Raw genomic sequence first — 20,735 nt, forward strand, 5'->3', positions numbered from 1 at the left:
TCGGTCTGTTCGTGGTGCATCGATCACCAACTTCTCCGCTCAGTCAGTATTCGCAACGCTCCAAACGTTGCTTTCAGACCGGCCAGATGCGATTTCATGTCCCAAATACCGAGGTGAATAATCCAGGCTTTATCAGATGGCGGGCAAATATCTATTCTCTGTTCAGCAAACCGATGCTGCCAATAACAAGTGGTATTCAGTCGTTCATAACGGAAATACAGATGCCGGGACCGATCTGTCACCGATCTACAAAGCGCTGATGGGGGCTTCGACAGACTGGGGCTACAATGCCTCGATCTCAACCAGTAACTATTTTCCATTCTTTGAACCCTTCGTCAGATTGAGTGCCAGCGGGGTGCCGACGTCTGCCAACCTACCATTTGAAATCGGTAAGCAGTACACGCTGAAACCTTATCAGCCGGTCGCAGGCGCAGAGACAACATTCACACGCTCATCAAGCAATCTCAGTGCGGTTTACTATATGCCGGACGGGTTGCCTTCCTTCACCTTCACTGGCATGGGAGATGTCACGCTTGACACGTCTAACGCCAATGGACGTGCGGTTCCTGGACAGTGGCATACCAATGCCGGCGCCACGCAGATCATCGCGGATGTCTACAAGGTCAAGCGGGTGAAGATCGTTGACCAGAATAATAATCCAATTTCCGGCGCCACGGTTAATTTCTCCGATATGAAGGTGACGACAGGTTCTGACGGGACCGGCGAAATCGTCCCGAAGACATGGTCAAGCGACGCAACAAGTGGCGCGGCAGCGGGCTTTTATTGGGGCAAAGGGACTGGCGACGGTACCCAGGCGTTCCAAAACATCGCTTTTGCAGGCAGTGATGCCGGCAAGTATTATTTACCGGCCAGCGACTTTGCGCTGAAATTAGATACAAAAACGGACAAGCTCAGTGTGACGAATAACGATGTGGTCGGCGCCACCGACACGAACGGGACCTATGGTGGGCGCACGGAACAAACCATCACGCTCAAGGTCATCGATAAGAGTACCTTGACCGACGCACAGAAGAACTTTTCCATCAAGAAAACCGATACAGATACCGGCAACGCCTTGGCTGGTGCGGAGTTCAGTGTGACCGACAAGAGTACGACCGATCCGGTGAAGGCAACGACCACCGCAGCAACTGGTAGCGACGGGTTGGCAGGCGTGACTGTGCCAGCCACAAGCTCGACCTCTTCGCGGATCGTTGCGGTTCAAGAAGCAACGGCACCAGACGGCTATGCGGCAAACAAGACGACGTATTATGCCAAGTGGAAACTCGGCAGTGGCTTCACGGATGTGGGCACCGACGCTAACGCTACCCCAACTGACAAGAAGACTGCAGACAATCAGGTGTCGGTCGATAGCGACGGCCACCTGGTTTTCGCGGATAAGAAGCTGACCAAAGCCCAGACGACACTATCAATCAAGAAAACCGCCCAAGACGGCACAACCGCGTTGGCGGGTTCGAAGTTTTATGTTACGGAACCGGCCACAGACAAGGCCAGCGATCCGCTGGCGGGGACCACGACTGATGCCACCGGCACCGATGGCATGGTCAGCGTCGCGTTGCCGACTGGCAGCACGACCGCGACTCGGGTCGTCAAGGTTCAAGAAACCCAGTCCCACAGCGGCTACCAGATCGATCCGCATGTGTATTATGCCAAGTGGGTGCAAGGTAGCGGCTTCACCGCGGTGACTGCCGGCGATGTGAATGGCAGTGACCCGAGCGACAGCACGAACCCGACGGCCAAGAGTGCCGCCAATGCCATGATCGATAATGCTGGTAACTTGGTCATCAAGAACAATCCGACCAGCAGCTTCTCCGGCGATACCGGTTATCGTTGGCGCTATGTCAACGCGGCTGGCCAAGGTATCAACGGCGCCGCTTTGCCGGCAACGCCAGGGGTCAACATTATGTCTAACGGCGAAGCTTATGACGGGTTGGCGGGTCTGATCTTGAACCCAAACAGCAAAGCCAGCGACTTCATGCAGCCGGCTTCAGTTGATGTCAGCATCGTTCCTGGCCAGGCGTTTGACAACGGCGACAGCAGTATGGCGACCGCCAAAGAAGTGTCAGGGGATGCGACCAACGGTGCTGGGTATGGGGTCGTGCAGCCGTTGTGGACGACCAAGCCACTACCGATTTCGATCTCGTCAGGTGATCTTTATGATCAGATCAATAATGCGGTTACCAAAGGGTATCTGTTGACCAGTCCGCTGTTGGGTTATTCAATCCAAAACACGGCGATGAAGCAACGTGCAGCCGCAAGTACCGATGCTTATCACTACTATGTCAACGACAGTAACGTGAAACTGTATGCGCCGGCATCTGGTGGCGATATTGCCGCAGATTCTCAGAGCAACGGGTCAACGCTGACTAACGCGGTCACGACCAGCGGCAAAACGGCCTCGGTCGTTTTGAACAAGGTCAAGCTGTTGAAGTTGAAAGACACTAACGGCAACCCGCTTTCTGGCGACACAGCGACCTTCAAAGACAGCACTGGCAAGGACGTGTTAACGGCGACGACCGGTAGTGACGGTACAGGCGAACTGATCCCGACGAACAAGGATGTTTTTGCCTGGCCAAGCGGTAGTCTGACGCTGGATAAGATCACTGACGCCAGCGGCAACAAGGTTGATATACCAGCCACCGGCGGCGAGTTGAAGCTCGATGCCAAGGCAGACACGCTGAGCTTTGCGACACCGGTTGCCAATAGCGCAGAGATCACCGCCGACAGCGACGGTAATGCCGGGCAGGTCGTGCAGTATACGCTCAAGGCGCAGTCCAGTATCAAGCTGAACGTGGTTAATGAAAATGGTTTTCGGGGTGTAGGAACCGATCACTTGGCAGGATCGGCATTCAAAATTACTCGGCTCAATACTGGCGACGTTTATACCGGAACCAGCGATGCCGATGGGAACATCAACATTGATCTGCCAAACCCGCCAACTGATATTGAAACCTTTAAAATCGAACAAACCAAGGCAACACCTGGATATTCGAAAATAAGCTCCGAGATGTATTTCCGCTGGTCGAAAGCCAAAGGCGCTACTTCTGTTGGCGGTCTTCCAAATGATACCTCGCAAATATCAAATAGCGGTATCGGTGATGGTGGTGCATACAAAGTCAACAGTGATGGTTCAATGACGGTTATGTTGCCACAACGAATCGTGATTCGCCAATCTGCGATGTTCGATCTTGGTAAGACCGTTGATGATGAGAACTCCGGTCCCGACTATACGTTCCAAGAGTACAATGGCACCACGCCGGTAGGGGCGGCGTTTACTTCTGGCGCCTATAATGCTCCTGGGTCTGGGACAGCTTGTTTTGCTGGCCCAATCATCAACGCCCAGTCACCAGATAAGGTACGGACGTTTAAACTATCGGTTAAAAACCCACTTACGGATAGTAAGATTCAGCCATATCAGCCGTTGTCTGCAGGCACTTCATATTTCCTGAAATGGTCTGGTGCCAAAGGGGTGATCAGCGTTAGCAAGACAGCTGACGGGACATTCTCACAGAAGACGCCGGATAGCGTGGCCTCTGTCATGAATTCGCCGATTCCTACCGGGGATGATCCCGAGCAAAGCATCATCAACCTCGGGTTAGATCAATACTACACGATTAATGCGATGAGCAATGCACCGACTGCTTCTGGCCGAAACCAACCAGTGGCTAAGGCGCAGTTCGTCTACGTCGGAAACAACAACCAGTCGATTTACGCCAGCAGCTCGCCGTTCACCGATAGCACCGGTAAGTTGAGGATGACCGGGCAGACGATCTACACCCAGATCCTCGGTGGCAAAGCTGGCACAATGCCGGCTACCGCAGAAACAGATTCGTTCAAGATGTATGCTGATGGTGCTGGGACGACGTCGAGTCAAGGTAGCTACCCTTATAACGGTGTAGATACCCACGAGGTCAACTTCACCTTCGGAAAAGGCTTCAGCGTTCCTGGTGAAAATACCGCGACGGACCCGCAACAGATTTTTGACAAGGATGCCAAAATCAGTCCATCCAGCAGTACTGCCCTCAGCGGCACTAGCCAGTTGCAGGCCGGCGAGTTAGGCGTGTATTTCCGGCGCTATGTCCTGCGTGCACAAGCCAGCAACGATCAACACGACGTCAACGCGACGTTCGGGTACACGATGACTAACAGCACTGGGGCAACAGTCACCGGCACGTTGACGACGAATACCAACGGGTTGGTGAAATTGCCTGATCCGATCAGTGCCTTCGGGAAAACGGCATTGACCGCGATGAACGTTAACAGTACCAGTAAGTTCACGATGACCATCAAGCAGACGTGGGGTTCGCCTGACATGACGATGGTGACCGATCCGATCACGCTAACCTATCAAGCACGTACCGGTTGGGTCCAGCCTGATGCTGGCTTTGCCCTTAGCGGCACGACGGCAGATTATCTGTCGACGGCACCAACGTCTGGCACGGTCGATCGCAGCACGATCCCAACCATGGATTGGACCAACACGACTAACGACGTGACGACTCAGACGGTCAACACCTTCTTGAAGAATAATGTCGGGGTCGGGACCCAGGTGGTTTATGACTTTCCATGGGCAGAACCTGATGTCGGCTTTGTTGATATACCAGACAGCAACGACATGAACTTCGGGATGACTGAGGTTAACCAGCCGACGGCCAAGTCGTTGCCGCTGCAAGACAATTCAGATCCTGAGAACTTAGCTGGTGGCATTCCGACGACGCTGTTGTCCGACAGCTTTGTGCAGAGCGCCAATCCAGGTGCATCGCTGTTCGGGGTTCGGCTCAAGCAGACTGGGAGTTATCCTGACGGTTGGCATGTTGATCTGACAGCGGGGGCATTCACGGTCAACGGTAGAACCGATCCGACAGTCGACAATAGCACGATCGATTTTGCCGAGAATCACGGGGGAATGTATACCAAGTCAACGAGCGGCACGCAAGACTCGTTTAATCCTGCTGCGTTGCCTTCAAAAGCGCACACGATCATGTTGGGTAGTGGCGTTGGTGAAACCATGATGAACCAAAAAGACGCTGTGAACACAGCTGGTGAAGTGTCCAATATTCCTGGCACCTATACCGCCTATTGGCAAACCAGTGGGGTCTCGCTCCATCTACCAGCCGGTGCAGGGATCAACGCCGACGCGTTATACCAGTCGAACATGACTTGGACGCGGGTGCTCGATGCGCCTGACGGCAACAACTAAAAGTTTGTATGGCACCTAGGCTTAGCGGCCTGGGTGCTTTTTTAATGTATAAGCAGTTACTAACCCCAGCATTACCGTATACTAAAGACGCACAGTCTATATCCGCAAATCATCGCGCAAATCGTAGGCATCAATGGTGCTAACTATATAAGTAAACCAAAATTTGGAAGGATTTCTTTATAAGGTTGCACAGCAGATGATTTTTCGCCATGTATAATGAAGATATTGATAGGGATAATGCGCGCAATCGTTGATGTAACGATACGCACAGATGAGCCCGGTGTGAATTGGATAGATAAGGGAGGTTGTGCAGATGGACAAACAAGGGAGTCAGGCGTCAGGCTGGCGGCGGATCATCTACATGTTGATGGCAGTTTTTGCTATTTTCGCCAACCTCAGCTTTGTGGCGCCTCAGCCGACCCATGCGGCTGGTACAGTTGGGATGAGTACAGCAAACAACCAAACCAAATATGGCGTTGGCGACAATGTGACCTTGACACTGACCAACTCAGCCCCAGCACAAGGCGATAAGATCACCGTCGATCTCGGTGGGGACAACCTGCAGTTTTATCCGCAAAAGACCTTGAGTGCCAACGGCTTGTCGTCGCTGTCGACCGATTCGGTAAAAATCGATGCCAGTACGCCAGGCAAGGTGACGGTGACCCAAGTCGGGACGACGCCGATCAAGTCGATTAAGTTGGTGCTTAGCGTGCATGCTGATTTGGGTAGCGCCACAGTCGTCACCGCTACGCTTGGCAGTAGTTCGACTGCCATGACGCTGGCGACGACAGCGCAGACTTTTCCTACTGCTGATTATGGCTTGACCGCCTTATCAGTCGCCAACGACGGGACTGGTGGCACAAGCAAGTACACGGTGGCGGATTATCCTTATGGGTATCTCTATGATGACCTCACCAAGATGTACGCATTCGCTTATAACACAGGTTTCGCGTCAGACGAGAACGCCAACCAGTTGCGGAAAACGATCGTCAACCATGATGATTACGCAAATGCCGGCGGCCTCAAAGCCCAATCCAGCCAGACGCCTGGCGCAAGCTTCACCAGCTTCGTCAAGGTCAATGCCGACGGGACGGTGGGGACGAATAAGGCGGAGTTCTTACCAACTGTCAAATACACGCTGATTTCCTATAATCAGATCCCAAATGCCGGCGGGGCGGTTTACCGCTCGTCTAACGGCTGGAATGGGGACAACTACTATATGCCGGATAGCAGTGTCACGTTTTCGCTAGATTTGAACGGCAACATGACGATCGATCCGAGCAATAACGGTGACGGCCATGCCGTCGCCGGGCGCTACTCGGTGGTGGGTAAGAAGTTGCAATACAACGCGTTGAAGGCCAAGGTGATCAAGGTCGTCGATCCGCAAGGGCATCCGCTGACAGGCGTTACTGTCAATCTGTCGGGGATGAAAGGTACGCAAGGCGGCGACGTCCAGAAGCATCAAAGCGGCTCCGCTGCCAACAACGGTAGTGACTTGCTGGTGCCTAACGACTTCAAGGATTCGACGAATTCTGCCAAAACCGGGCCGTTTTACTACGCTGCGGGCGACCAGAAGTTTGTCAGCCTCAGTGGCACCAACGCAGACAACTATGCGCTAAACGGCGGCGTGAGTGGCTTCACGGTGAAATTGGATGCGGCTACGGACAAGCTCAGCATTGATGGTGGCAACAACAAAGCCGCCAGCGTCGATGATTCTGGACAGACACTGACCGTCACGCTACAACAAAAGCAGCTGGCGACCAAGTTGGTGGCGGCGGACAATGCCAACACCCCGCTGTCTGGGACGCTGAACGTCGCCAAAGTGAGCGACAGCGGCGCCGCAACGACACCGTCAAAGGCGCTGACCAGTGACGCGAGTGGCAAGGCCACATGGTCGGATAAGGCGCTGACAAACGGCGTCTACCAAATCACATCAAGCGACGCACCAGCCGGTTATGTTGCCGACAGCAAGCCATATTACTTCAAATACGATACCGGCAGCGGCGTTACCGCGGTCGGCACTGACCGGACGAACTTGACGCAAACCAGCGTTACGACCAGCACCGGCGTGACGTTGAAGGCGACCGGCGGGATGCTGGTTTATGGGCTGCCGAAGCAGGCGACAGGCAACCAGACCATCACACTGAAGAAGGTCGTCATTGGCGACCGAACTCAAGGGCTTCCCGACGCAGATTTTGCAGTTACGGAATATTCGGCTGCCGGGAAACCGGTAGGAGATTCTCAGCCTATCACCACTGGGTCTGACGGTGTGGCGAAACTGAACGTGACCAACTCCGCATCGGCCACTGCAGTCCGGGTGTTTAAGATTCACGAGACCAAAGCTCCGGACGGTTATGGCAGTAACGACAACGATTATTACTTCACCTGGAGTGCGGCCAAAGGCGTCATTAACGTCGGGACGGACTATCAAAGCGCTACGACCGGCAAGTTGACCACCACCGCCGACAGCGTCGTCGCCGTTGGCTCGATTGCGGGTTCAACGACCATGAAGGAGTTGGAGTTTGCCGGCGCCAAAGCGGCGACCATCCACGCGTTGATGACGACGCCTGGCAGTACGAAAACGCAAGGCTTGGCAGGCGTTAAAGTCACCTTCAGTATGCAAGGTGGTAGTGGTAAAACGTTGACGCGGGTGACCGATGACAAGGGCGACGTGTCATTGGACGTCTTGAACATGATGGCGTTGACCGGTCAGAATCTTGAGGCTGCTTCAGGAATGAAGCAGCTGGTGATGACTGTGGATGCGTCGCAGGCGCAACTCAACGGTGGCAACGCTGACGTATCTGACCCAGCACCGCATAATGTGTTGTTCCTGCCGCCAACAGGTGGGGTATTCGACGGCTTTTCTATTAATGGCGATCCCTTGTCGATAGCCTACAATACCGATGGTAGCCCTTTGTGGGCCAGCGACGGTAGCTTGCAGAGTATCGATTCCACTGATTCGGTGCCCAGAGCCTTGAACATCTACCTGCGCCGCGATGCGTTACGGGCCCAAGACATCATGGATCCGACGGCTGGGGTTGCCGGTGATTATTCAGTGGCGTTTTTCGATGGTGCCACCCAGCTTGGCGCGACCCAAAGCATTACGGTGCCGGCGAGCGGCACGGCTAGTCTGGCACCAGCGGTCAACGCCGTGGCCAGCCAGCTTCAACCGGACAAGTCATATAACGTGCAAGTCACCCATGATGGCATGACGCAGACGCTGACGTATTCGTCCACCAACGGTTTTTCTAATACCGGCGCGTCTGGCACGAATACTGCCACGACCGAATACCTCAGTGCGTTACCAGCGGGGACTGCAACGACAGTTTTGCGGCAGCATTGGCAAGGCGATACCGTCAGCACAGATAGCTTCGAAGGCAGTTTCCACATCACCAATAGCATGACAGGGGAGAGTACCACAATGGCCAGCGGCAGCCAGATCGTCTATCAACAGACGCAATCAGACGCCACGTTGACCAGCTATCCGGAGGTGTTCAATTTCGGCAAGGCCGAGATCAGCCCGACGGCGCAGAGTTTGCCACTGTCGAGTGCACCGGCTGGCGATGACAGCCTCGCGACATATCAAGGCACCAGCAACGGGTTGAACACGACGCTTGCCGGCAATAATCAAGTCGGCGCGACGGTACAACAAGCCGGCATCACTGGGCAATGGGCGTTGAAGGTAGGTGTCAGTGATTTCGATAACACAGACACCAGCACCGCTGGGACGACGATGACCTTCAAGAATGGCCAGCAATATCTCAACGGGACCGCACAGACGACGCCTGCGACGACTGCCACCGCCAACTTAGGCGGCAGCGCCACGACATTAATGAGTGCTACCGGATCAACCCCTGGGACCTACCAGATGCTCTGGCAGCCTTCGCAGATCCACCTCAACTTGCCGGCGTTAAGCGGTAATGTTGATAAAGATTATCGTGCGACGATGACCTGGACAGTGGTCAAAGACACAGATTCGCATAATTGAATGTGCACCAAAAAAATGTGCCGGTGTGGCGCAACCTGAAGGGGTTGTGACACACCGGCACTTTTTGTTGTGAGGTTACTTATGTTTGATGTCGTTGTTGCGCATCTTCAACCAGATGGCAACCAACGCAAGCAACGCGGCGACGGCGACCAGCAGGCCGATCACCCACAGCGGCAGGCGGTGTTGTCGCTGGTTGGCGGATTGCTGATCGGTGTTTTTGACGACGGCTTCCGTGACGTGAACGGTGTCGCTAAAATGCCAGCGACCTTGGTTATTCGGGAGCTTTGCATCGACGACGACCTTGTAGTCGCCAGACTTGAGGTCTTTGGGCGTGGTGTTCAAGAGCAACGGCATGGTGCTGTTAGGCGCCAGGCGCGTGTCAGTGAGCTTGCGCGTTAAGACGGCATGCTTCTTGCCGACGGGATAAACCTTGGCGGTGAAGGCCATCTTGGTTTGGATGACCGGCAAGGGGTTGGTGATGTTGGCGTAGAGCATCACGCCGGTGCTGGCGGCTTTAACCGTTGCGTTCGCCATCTTCAGGTCGGGGGTCATGTGTGCGACGGATTTCATGGATTGCAACTGAACGGCGGTGATGTAAGCGACCTGGCTGGAGACCCCGCTGGGCTGCGTGCCGACGTTGCTGTCTAAGCAGGTGACCTGCAGGCCGCCCAGTAAGATCCCGGTGATCGGTTTAGCGGGTGCGGTGTAGTGTATGGTCACACTTTTTTCACTGCGCGGGGCAATGCTGACGGTCTTGGGTTTGTCGAAAAGTTGCTCAATGTTGGCCTGCGAGTTTGCCGGTGGCTTGACGCCATAGCGGGTGTAGTCTATCTGGCCGTTGGCATTGGTGGTGGCGCGGTTGACAGCGACGCGGTAGCGGTGGGTGCCGTTGGTATAGTTGCTGATGGTGAGGCTGAGCGTCTGCTTCTGGTTAGGGGACACCAGAAGCTGATAGGCGCTGGCTTTGGGATCGATCTGGTTGGTAGCAGGCTGGGTCGCCACCGCAAACCCCGGCGTCGCCGCATGTACTTGGTGTACAGGCAGCCACAACAAAGCCATTAATGTCGTTAGGAATAAAAGGACGAATTTTTTCATCACGCCAACCTCCGGATTCAGAGAGGCAGCCCTCCCTGGCATAGCTTCATTTTACCAGCTTTAAGGTGGGAGTCCACAGCATCAACTGGATTGAAAAACAGGGAGAGGCGATGTCTGTTGCGGTTGCACAAACCGAGCAGAACCGCGGCCGGACAAGGCTTATCTGGTGTGGTTGACTGGCGAGCGGATGCCGGTTTAGCAAGGTTCCAGTTTTGGCAAACAGTTTTTATAGCATAATGAGTCAAATTTTTTTGTTGGCAATTGAGTTTAGCAATGGATATTGTGAATTAATTTTTTATATTCGTGATTATGAATAAAGATGTACTTACCCCATAAAATCCGGTAATCACACATATATCGGACTATACTTTTAGATTTGGCAAAGTTTTTTTAATAAATATGGTAATAATCTTGTGTACCCAGCCGGTATGATGAAATCAGGAACATGTCCATATCGGGGATGGAAGGGTTGAGAAGATCATGATAAACAAACCACAACATCAAAAAAAATCAGATAGGAGCCTGTGGCTGCGCTTCGTCTACGCGTTTGCGACGATTGTGACGATTTTTGCGCAGATGAGCGCGGCGGCGCCGTTGCTGTTGACGGATGCGGCAGGGGTCAGCACCAGCCAAAACGGGATGCTCTTAGCGGATAAGAATGGGTACAGTGCCGGCGATACCGCAGCCATTACTGTGACGCCACAGCCAGACAGTGACGGGCCATTTACGTTGAGTTATGATGCGTCAAAGCTGACCTATGATCAAACCACAACTGAGCATAATATGGGGACGAGCGCCGTGGTGGCAGTTAACGTTAACGGTAACGATTCCGTTCATGTCAGCCCGGTGGGCCCGGGCACCAAGGTGAAGGTCTATTTTAAGGTCAAATCCAGCCTCAGCAGTGGGGCGGCATTAACCTTGCATGATGGCCTTACTCCTAGTGGCGCTGTCCTTGGCGCCGCAACGCTGAAGGCGCCAGGAACAATGGACGCCCAACAGGTGCTGGGAACGTACAAAGCGCCGACTGATTCGACGCCGCCAGATTCAACGACTAATACTGACGCAAACAGTGATTCAGTCATCCACCTGGAAACCTCTGGCTTGACACCGACGAAAAACAATAACGGGGTGATTACGAGTTATAGAGTCACCTTATCAGTTACAGGGACCAACGCGCTCACAGGGAAGATGGTGGACGGCAAACTACCTAATGGCACGCTGGGACAGATTGCCCAAGGGGACTCATTCACTATCAGTTGGAAGGGGGCAGACGGCAAATCTGGCGTCACCCCACTGCAATCTGAATTCGAAAAAGCCTTGAATGATAAAGGCTTTTACTTCGACTGGAGTAATGTCGCTAAGGATGAAGTGTAAGTCACGGCCGGTAAAAATATGGATGCCAGTTGGACAATGGATATGGTATTTGCCATCACCGGCGATACTGGCGACGTTACTTTTGGTGGGACTGATGAAGGCGGCCATACGATCGACGAAGTCGCGCCACCAAACAATACTGATAATACGCCGACGGATAACCCAGATAATCAGCCAACGGACAATCCAGATACCCCGATCGATACCAGTGGGTTGAGTCTAGGATTGGCGCCAGGCGCGAAGAATCCTTTTGGCGTTGGGGACGAGGTGCCAATGCTGTTGATGGCAGAACTCGATGCTTATCCGACGACTTATCGTGACGTGCAAGTTGGTATCTCATCGAAAGCGTTGGGGGACAATTTGACGTTTGATCCTGATGCCACAGCGGACCAGACCAAAGCGATGGGCTTAACGGCCAAGAGTCCTGTTACCGAAGATGGATATAAGGCTTACGAATATACCGATGGGAGCAAAGACTACCGTATCTGGGTGTATGACGATAACAGTCTGCGGGTCGAATGGGATAAAGGGACGACCGGTTCGCAACTTGTGCCACTGACCTTGAAGGCCCAAAAAGCGACTGGTGACAGTGGCGTCCAGTTAACACCAAGTTATTTAGGTAGTAAAGCCGCCAACGATACCCCAGTCTCCTTAGGTGATGGCAGCGCCGCGACGGTTGTGATTAACGGGTCGAGTACGACAACCCCGCCGACGACGGGGACAAAAATCGACGGTAGTACATTACGGCTTGATCCCCATTCCATAACAAAGGATCAAGATAACGGTACGTCTCTATACCGGATATCGGATTTTCCGCTTTTTTACATGAAGGAAACCGACGACACCGGCAAAGATCTCTACTCGTTCATCTATAACCATAACTCTACTGGCCAATCTGGCAGCCCGACCTATTCGCTGGAACATCTGCGCATGGCTGTGCTTGCTGGTACACCATATGACGCAAAGATCTGGGGTGGCGCGCAGGCAACGACCAACACGGAGCCGGCGTGGTTTGAAAACTTCCACCAAGTTAATGCTACCAAGGGGACTGTGATTGCTGGTACCGAAAAGCAATTTGAAGCTGGCAAGACGTATTCGCTGATTCCGTACAATCCGGTCAGTGGCACGAAGGATCGGTTTATCCGTATTCAGACCGGCTTAAAGGGTGACAATTACTACATGCCTGACGGGATCCCGACTTTTACGTTCGATGACACAGGCCACTTCCAGTTGAATACGCCTGGCGATGGCAATGCCAAGAAGGGTCAGTGGCAAGTTAACGGTACGACGCTTGAGGTGGCCTTGTACAAGGTCAAAAAGATTAAAGTTGTCGATGACGATGGCGGCAAGCCAGTCCCCGGGGCCAAGTTAACGCTGAAGAACGCGACCGCCGGCGACAGCGCGTATATGAAGGCGGCCACCGGCACAGACGGTACCGGGGAACTGTTGCCTAACGATTACGACAACAGCAAAAAAGGACCGTTCTACTACGCCGAAGGGATCCAGGCGTTTTCGAAGTTGGACCTACCAGCAGGCTACACGGCTGACGTCGACTTTTCCATGACGCTTGGCAGCACTGACGACAAGCTCGCACTTGCGTCTGGTGCCAAGAACGCGGCAATCAGTGATGACGGCCAGGTCTTGACCCTCACGGTGCATAAGACGAAGGCGACCGATTCGCAGATCAACATTCAAAAAGTCGCCAAAGAGGATCCGACTAAAACCCTTGGTGGCGCGAAGTTCAATGTTGAAGAAGTCGATAACACCAATGATGCCTTGAAGACCCAAGACGTCACCACCGGCGACAGCGACGGCAAGGCGCAATTGACGGTCGATAGCAACAGCACAACAACCAAGCGCACATTCCACATCACCGAAACTGCAGCGCCAGGCGGCTACGACATTGGTAACAAAACTGGTTACTATGCGACCTGGACCAAAGGCACCGGCTTCACCGCAGTCGGCGAAACCAAAGGCGCCACCACAACGACCAGTACCGATAAGCTGGCCAGCGTCAAAGATGGATTATTGACCATCCAAGATCCTCAGACTCCGAAAGTTGCCGCCAGCTTTAAGATGAAAAAAACCGATCAGGCCGATCCAACCCAAGGTGTCACCGGCACGGCAACCTTTACGGTGAGAAAGGTCGACAACCCAGCAGGCGATGAGTTCACGGTGAAGACAACTAATGGCGAAATTACGAGCACGCCACTGGCCGGATTAACCAGCGGGATGTTCTCGATTCAAGAAAAAACGGCGCCAGATGGTTACGTCTTGGATAATTCTGTGATGTACTTTCAGTGGAGCGCAGACAAAGGCGTGACCGCTGTTGGTAGTGCTGGTGAGTCGAACAAGACACCTGCGGCTCAAAGCGCAAAAAATCTTGCGGGCAAGACAGTCTTGCGGGTCGAAAAGGATACCGATGGTAAAGGCATCTTGAACTTCAGCGATGCTAAGAAGGCGGTCGATAATAGCACAACGATCAGGCTGAAGAAAGTCTCTGCCAGCGACCCAACTAAGGGCCTTGCAGGCGCCAAGTTCATGTTCCAGGAAATGGATGGTGTTAACCAGGTCGGCTCAGCGACAACGGGTGTGACCTCTGATGCCAACGGTGATGTCAGCTTTACCCCTGCTGCAAGCAGTGCAACGACGCGGTTCTTCCGCGTCACCGAGCAAACGCCGCCAGCTGGCTATACCAAGGGTAAACTCGATTCGTGGTATATCGGCTGGACCAAGGGCAATATTTATGCATATGGGTCAGGGAAAGCCGATCTTAAGCTCCACAACGAAGCCAATTATATGAATGCGAAGCTCGACGCCACAACGGGCGTGTTGACGATCCAGGATCCTGAACAGACGTCGACTATCACCACTAACATGGTGGCGTTGAAGCTGACTGATCCCAACACACCGGTTGGCGACATTGACCTCACGCTCAGCAATCCGGACGAGAGCGGCACACCTCTGAAAGTAAAGACAGACAGCAACGGTAAGGCGACGGTTTCTGCCAGCCAAGTCGCAACAGCACTAGGCTTAGACTCGGCCGCCGCAACCGGCACCGTTGATGTCCGGCTTGATGTCAGCAACGAAAACGGTGAGTACACCGCCCCGATCTCGCGGCTCGTTAAGTTTACCTTTGCGGGCGGAAAAGCTACAGCTGGCTGGAGTGTTTACGGTACCGGGGCGACCACCAATCCGTTGCAGGCTACAGACAAATTCGTTTCCAGCGATACTAGCGGCAATCTCGCGGTGACGATGCGCCACGACACGCTGACTGTTCGTGGGATCAAGGACGACGGCACTGATCAAGGGATGCTGCCAGGGGCTAAGTTTACCATGACGTTTAAGGTAGGGGATAAAGCCTACACGTCAGCAGAACTGACTGTACCAAAGAGTGGGGTAATCACTTTGCCAGATCCCAACACCTTGGTAGACAAGCGTGATGCGATTGGTGTCAATCAAGATTGTACAGTGGTCGTTCATGAAGTTTCCGCACCGGACGGCTATTCACCAGTCGACACGACGACGCCAGATCTCGCGCTGACTTACACGAGTGGGAAAGGCTATACGCGGTTCACTAATCCGAAGCGGGTACCGGAAAATTCGGCAATCCCATTTGCGACGGCTAGCCAGTTGTCAGTAGGCGATCTACCATCAAGCCAGGTGACGACATACTACAAGGGTGGCAGTGACATCACCTACTACCTGCTTGAAAATATCACTGACTTGCAGTTCAGCAATCTGCCTGCCAACAATGAGCTCGATCTGAACTTCGGTGTCCACCCGATTCAGACCGGTGCGCAAGACATTTTGCTCAGTGACACCACGAACCTCGCGACGTTCGAAGGCGCAACCACGCCGACGACGACCTTGACCAATGATCCGAACAGCATCGGCGTGAGCGTCACTCAGCAAGGCCAATACGCCGACGGCTGGACGGTCGAGCTCCAAGCTGACCCGCTGACTTCTGAGTCCGGCAGCAACGGTGTCGACACGATCCAAGGTGCCAGCCTGCTGTTTGGTGACGGGCAAGGCACGCTGACCAAAGACGGGGCAACTCCGCAGCAACAGTCTGACTTGTTGGCTGCACCGGATCTGCAGGCGGCATTAGGCGGTACCACGCCGATGCTCAAAGCCGACGGGCAAACCGCCGGTGAGTACAGCGCCGCATGGCAGACGAATCAGGTGAAGTTGCACGTACCAGGCGGGCAAGGATGGCCTGATACCAACTATCATGCCGCCATGACATGGAACCTGGTTGTCGGCGGACCGCAAAACTGATCGCACGATAAAAGCATCGGTACTTCGCAAAGTTGCGAGGTGCCGGTGCTTTGTGGTTATGGCGGCGTCAGCACGCCGAGTTGCGTGTAGGTGTGCAGGTCGGCTTCCGGCCACAAGCGTTCGCCTTCTGCGATGCGGCGTTGTTCGCGCGGATTGTAGAAGGGGAAATGGTGTCTTCGAAGCGTTGTTTGATTGCGAAGAATTGCCGTAGCGGCTGTTCTCGGTACCGATATTGCGACACCGGTTCGAGGTTTGGGGGGCAGGGCTCAGCGTCGTCTTGAGGAGCCCATATTTGGCGTCGGTATACGAGGTCGTCCGATTAATATCTGCGGCGTCGTGGCTTGTGGCAGGTACACAGAGCGAAGCACCCCTTATTTGAGTTACCCATAAACTCGAGTCGCGTTGCGAAGCCGTAACGCGACTTTGGTGTGTCTTCTGTTACTTAATCTACCTTTGAATGGCGCTGTGATTGCCGATGGGTAGCCATACATATCAGTTGCAAACCAATCAAAATATTCTTATGACAGCTGGTGACATGTTATCTGCCAAAAGTGCTACTAAAAGCCTGTACTAAGGCGTTGTAGGTACTAATTTAATTGTCAAAACAAACGAATATTTCTGCTTAAAAATATTGATTATTTATTAAATTGATTTACAATTAATCATATAAAGATAGTTCTTGGGGGAACTTTTTTCTTTGAGTGTAGCCGATTGGAGTGGGCTAGATGCAAAGGAAAGAACAGAATACACGGCTTCAACGCGCCCTGTATCAGGAAAAGCGTCATTACAAGATGTTCAAGGCAGGCAAAATTTGGACCGCGGTTGGGATCTCGCTGTTGTTCGGGGGCGGTTTTGCCCTTGCACAGCCAGTCTCTTCTGTTCATGCGGCCACGGCCGAGACGGCGCCAGCCTCCAGCACGTTAGCGACGATTCAGAGTCAGACAGTGACGAGTCTCACCGGGCAACTGCCTAAGGTGACCCTGGCCAGTGGCTGGAGCGCGCCAACGTGGACAGCGGAAGATTTTAACATAGAAGCGGTAGCGGGCAAACCGGGCACGTATACCGCCACTTTGAGTACCCAGGGATTGGCCGCGTTGCAGGCAGCCAACGCTGGGGCGAAGGTTACCGCGCAAAACGTTCAGTCTGGTACGTTGACGGTTGAGAACGCGGACGCGAAGAAGACTGCAACTACCACCACGGCGCAAGACACTGGGGCCGCGGCTGATGATCGACAAGCCAGCGCAGATACGAGTGCTGTGGTTGCCACGAAGCAGGCACAGCCAACCGCAACTCAGACTGCTGTCAAGCAGGCACAGACAAATGATACGACGGCAGCGCAGACAACGGCTAAGCAAGCGGCATCGACTAGCGCAACAGCGTCGGCCGCTACCGAACAGACGCAAGCAACCGCCACAGCGGCAACGACTCAGAATGGGACGAAGCAGGCACAACCTGCAAGTCCCACTGCGACAACGAAACAGGAGACAAATGCCACAACAGCGCCGCAAACAACCGCGAAGCACGCTATAGCAGACGATGAAACTGCGGCTAAAACAACAACCAAGCAAGACATGACCACAGCTACTACCAGTCAAGTCGACATTTCCCAGACGCCAACGGTCACAACACCAACCACCAAGCTCAACGAAACGACCGCAGTCACACCGGCAGTGACGGCATTAGGTGGTGAGGCGACACAAGCTGATATCGAAAAGGCCAAGACTGCTGCCGAGGCGGCGTTGAAAGCAACCGGTCAGCCGCAAATAATCACGGCCATGAGCACAGAGAGTACCGGGACAGCCACGATTACCAGTTCCACGGATAAAATTGGATACGGGTCAGGGGTGTCTGGCTCGTTCACACTGACCGTGAATATGACGGTTGAAGCGGGTGACAAGGTGACTTTCACGCTACCGACCACACCGACCAAGCAGTTTGTTAATGGCGTATTTTCGCTGAGTACGCTTCAGGATTTCGGCTCGGCTGCCGTTGGTACCGTCGAGAAGGTGACCAACCCAGATGGGACAATCACGGTGACTGACACGATGAAGCAGGCAGGGACCTATACGCAAGACGTCACGCTTAGCCTGCAAGACAACTATGCTGGACAGGCGTTGTTGGTAGTTGGTGACACCAAATATACTGTAGATGTATATGTCAACAACAACAAAACAGGGTCAACATCGTTCACGCAAACAGTCGATCCGCAAGCCTTCTTGGACACACCGACGCAGACACACCCAAATACCAGCGTGGCTGGTCTATTGCCGAACACCGATTATGTCTGGGAAGTGGCGGTCAATGAAAGCGATGGCGTATACGATCAGCAGAATCAGTCACTGCGGGTCAACTCAGCAGTCAACTATGGAACGAAAATCACAGTCCCGGTACCGGCTGGCTTCGTGTTGAATCAGGACCTGACGAATCAGATCAATAAATTCTCGCCTGGGAGTGCATACAACACGGGGAACACCGACACCACCACAATTACGCAAGTCGGCGGTGCTGGTGGGAATGTTATCATCAAGGTGCCAAAAGGTTCCGGTTCGCAATATTATGATGGCGATCCCGCCTACCGGATTGCCGGTCATTTTGATACGACGCAAGTAGCTACCGACACGACGCTGATCGCTACCGGACCTGTAACGATGGTGCAACAAATCGACGATAAGGGTACGACCAAGACGTATACAGCTGACCCTTGGAAGAGTGTCATTTTAGGCACAGGAAGCAACCAAGGGGCCAATCTGGTCACAGTGGCCAACGGGAACAATGGTGCTGACGCGAAGCAGTTGATTTTGGATCAAGATCTATCTGATGATCCTGCCACCGTATTGCAGTATTCTTTCCAGTATCACGCGGCAGCGGCTTCCAATGCTGTCGCTATCCGAATGACGGTGCCAGACGGCCTGCAGGTCAATAAGATCGAGGTGCCGGAAGCTGGCGCCTCGAATTCACTCTATATGCCTGGCACCACAAGCTACGGGTACGTCTTGACCCTGGTAGATGGGAGTACTGAAAACGGCACGGTTGCCCCAGGCGGTACCGTGACCAGCAAGGGTAACATTCGCACGGCGGTCTTTACGCCTGACAGCCTGGCGCCAGGGGCAACCTCTGGCATTTTCAAATTCGATGGTTAGCTGGCGGAAACTTATGATAACGGCACCGCGGTCAAAAACGGCGATCAGCTGACCGGTACCATTGACATGTCGATAGCTGGCGGAGATTTTGGTGCCGCTAACTCATTTACCCAAACGGTATCTGGCCCAATCGCATGGCCTAATGTCGCCAGCAACTTCTCACATACCGAAACCGCGCCTGGCAAGGGGCAAGGTAGCATCATCGGCATCTGGGGCGCGGAAGGCAACTTGGGGCAGAATACGTATTCTGTTTACGAACCCATTTTCTATTTTGATGTGCCTACCGCCTTCGTCGTTGATGGCGTTGAGAACGCGCAAGGTGCGGTCATCACCGAAGGCGTCGCCGACAATGGCGATACTGTGGTGAAGGTCGACTTCACTGGTACGGGCGAGTCTGTCGATGTCAGCCCTTATGATTGGAACTTACGGCTACATCTGGCACTACACAACGCACCGGATGCGATGGTGGGTAGCTATCCTTGGTATGCCTATGTGACTTCGCCAACGACCAGTCTCGTCCAGACCCAGAAGGTGACGGATCTGTCTCAAACGATGGGCGACGCCAACGCGATTTTAGTCGGTACTGAGGACTGGCAGATCGATACGATTTCTGGAACTTATGCCTATGGGATGGCTCAGGGTGATGATCTATCTGCAACAACCAATGCAACAATCGATAAAAACAGCACGAATTCGTTGAAGTTTTACGACACGGTCATGAACATCAGTGGTACTGATGTCTATGATGTGACCTCTGTGCTCAATCTTCCGGAAGTCGGCGATGATCAAGGCTCGACCTATACTTTCAATTTGACGGGACCAGTGACGTTGCCACAGCAGGTAACGACTCAGGCTGGTACGGTTGTTTCACTCAGCGGTGCGCAGGTGCTTTACTCGACCTCGCGTGCTGATTTGACAGCAGCAACGCCTGATTTGACCGGTTATGTCACGGCTGATCAGGTGGGTTCGGACTGGTCAACGATTCGGTCTGTGGCACTGGCATTCCCATCTTTGCCGGCTGGTGTCACCACTGGGCGGATCATCCTCGCAGGGACTACGACTAACATGAACGAGGACGCGGGCAAGATTGGCTATCTGTCGACATCATTTTCTATGGGTAAAGGGACACCCGCTGTTGTCAACAAAGCAGCCAGCATCGCAATCACAGGGCAGTCAACCATCCACGCGCGAGCACATTACGTGGATGCCGATGGTAACGATCAATATGTTGCCTTTACCGATTTGGATAAGACATATACCGATAACGCAGATACATTGGCGGATACTGATTTTCCTGAGACACCATCCGACGCAGATATCGCGCTAATTCCTACCGGCTATGTTCTTCACCCAAACTCCTTACACTTTGTTGATGGGAGTGATGATGGTGTGGCGACTGTTGGGCAAACTGTCACGGATGCTTTTGATGGTGACTATGCCCAATACGAATTAGACGTTGATCCAATCACGTACGGGACAGCGACAACGACGCGGACGATCCACTTTGTCTACGCCGATGGCACGAAAGCCGCAGAAGATGTCGTGCAGACGGTTCCGTACAAGACGACGACCGACAGTAAGACTGGCGAAACAGTCTACACGCCGCAACTTGCCTACAATGAAGTGACGAGTCCGGAAA

Annotated in this window: 7 protein-coding genes; 6 read left to right on the forward strand and 1 reads right to left on the reverse strand. The window is 53.5% G+C overall.

What is annotated here, in order from left to right; all coding sequences use genetic code 11:
- Positions 1-136 precede the first annotated feature (136 nt).
- Together ACYVRB_RS12565 and ACYVRB_RS12570 are read left to right on the forward strand one after the other, a co-directional pair.
- On the forward strand, positions 137-5,218 hold the full coding sequence (locus ACYVRB_RS12565) for a prealbumin-like fold domain-containing protein (RefSeq protein ID WP_461215807.1): 5,082 nt from the start codon (positions 137-139) through the stop codon (positions 5,216-5,218).
- A 313-nt stretch (positions 5,219-5,531) separates the two neighbouring features.
- Positions 5,532-9,206, forward strand: coding sequence for a SpaA isopeptide-forming pilin-related protein (locus ACYVRB_RS12570; protein WP_461215809.1), 3,675 nt, complete (start codon positions 5,532-5,534; stop codon positions 9,204-9,206).
- A gap of 75 nt (positions 9,207-9,281) precedes the next feature.
- Here ACYVRB_RS12570 and ACYVRB_RS12575 read toward each other — a convergent pair whose 3' ends face one another.
- Entirely contained in the window at positions 9,282-10,301 is a 1,020-nt protein-coding gene (locus ACYVRB_RS12575; RefSeq protein WP_461215810.1) for a DUF916 domain-containing protein, read from the reverse strand.
- 480 nt (positions 10,302-10,781) lie between these two features.
- On the opposite strand from ACYVRB_RS12575, the gene ACYVRB_RS12580 reads away from it, so the two are divergent.
- From ACYVRB_RS12580 to ACYVRB_RS12595, 4 genes are all read left to right on the forward strand, one after another.
- The gene (locus ACYVRB_RS12580) at positions 10,782-11,675 is read left to right on the forward strand and encodes a hypothetical protein (RefSeq protein ID WP_461215811.1); all 894 of its coding nucleotides are present in this window, start codon (positions 10,782-10,784) and stop codon (positions 11,673-11,675) included.
- 36 nt (positions 11,676-11,711) lie between these two features.
- Complete coding sequence (locus ACYVRB_RS12585; RefSeq protein WP_461215812.1) at positions 11,712-15,956, forward strand: SpaA isopeptide-forming pilin-related protein; 4,245 nt, start codon at positions 11,712-11,714, stop codon at positions 15,954-15,956.
- A 725-nt stretch (positions 15,957-16,681) separates the two neighbouring features.
- Positions 16,682-19,096 carry an MBG domain-containing protein gene (locus tag ACYVRB_RS12590; protein WP_461215813.1) on the forward strand — a complete coding sequence of 805 codons (2,415 nt, stop codon included), beginning with the start codon at positions 16,682-16,684 and terminating at the stop codon, positions 19,094-19,096.
- 66 nt (positions 19,097-19,162) lie between these two features.
- Positions 19,163-20,735, forward strand: a 1,573-nt coding sequence (locus ACYVRB_RS12595) for a mucin-binding protein (RefSeq protein WP_461215814.1), incomplete at its 3' end; no start/stop codon positions are given.

The organism is Lacticaseibacillus boliensis (assembly GCF_054784775.1).

Excerpts from the sequence above, each read along its gene's own strand:
- ACYVRB_RS12585 (WP_461215812.1), top strand. The coding sequence starts at position 11,712 with ATGGATATGGTATTTGCCATCACCGGCGATACTGGCGACGTTACTTTT.
- ACYVRB_RS12570 (WP_461215809.1), top strand. The coding sequence starts at position 5,532 with ATGGACAAACAAGGGAGTCAGGCGTCAGGCTGGCGGCGGATCATCTAC.
- ACYVRB_RS12580 (WP_461215811.1), top strand. The coding sequence starts at position 10,782 with ATGATAAACAAACCACAACATCAAAAAAAATCAGATAGGAGCCTGTGG.
- ACYVRB_RS12590 (WP_461215813.1), top strand. The coding sequence starts at position 16,682 with ATGCAAAGGAAAGAACAGAATACACGGCTTCAACGCGCCCTGTATCAG.
- ACYVRB_RS12565 (WP_461215807.1), top strand. The coding sequence starts at position 137 with ATGGCGGGCAAATATCTATTCTCTGTTCAGCAAACCGATGCTGCCAAT.
- ACYVRB_RS12575 (WP_461215810.1), bottom strand. The coding sequence starts at position 10,301 with ATGAAAAAATTCGTCCTTTTATTCCTAACGACATTAATGGCTTTGTTG.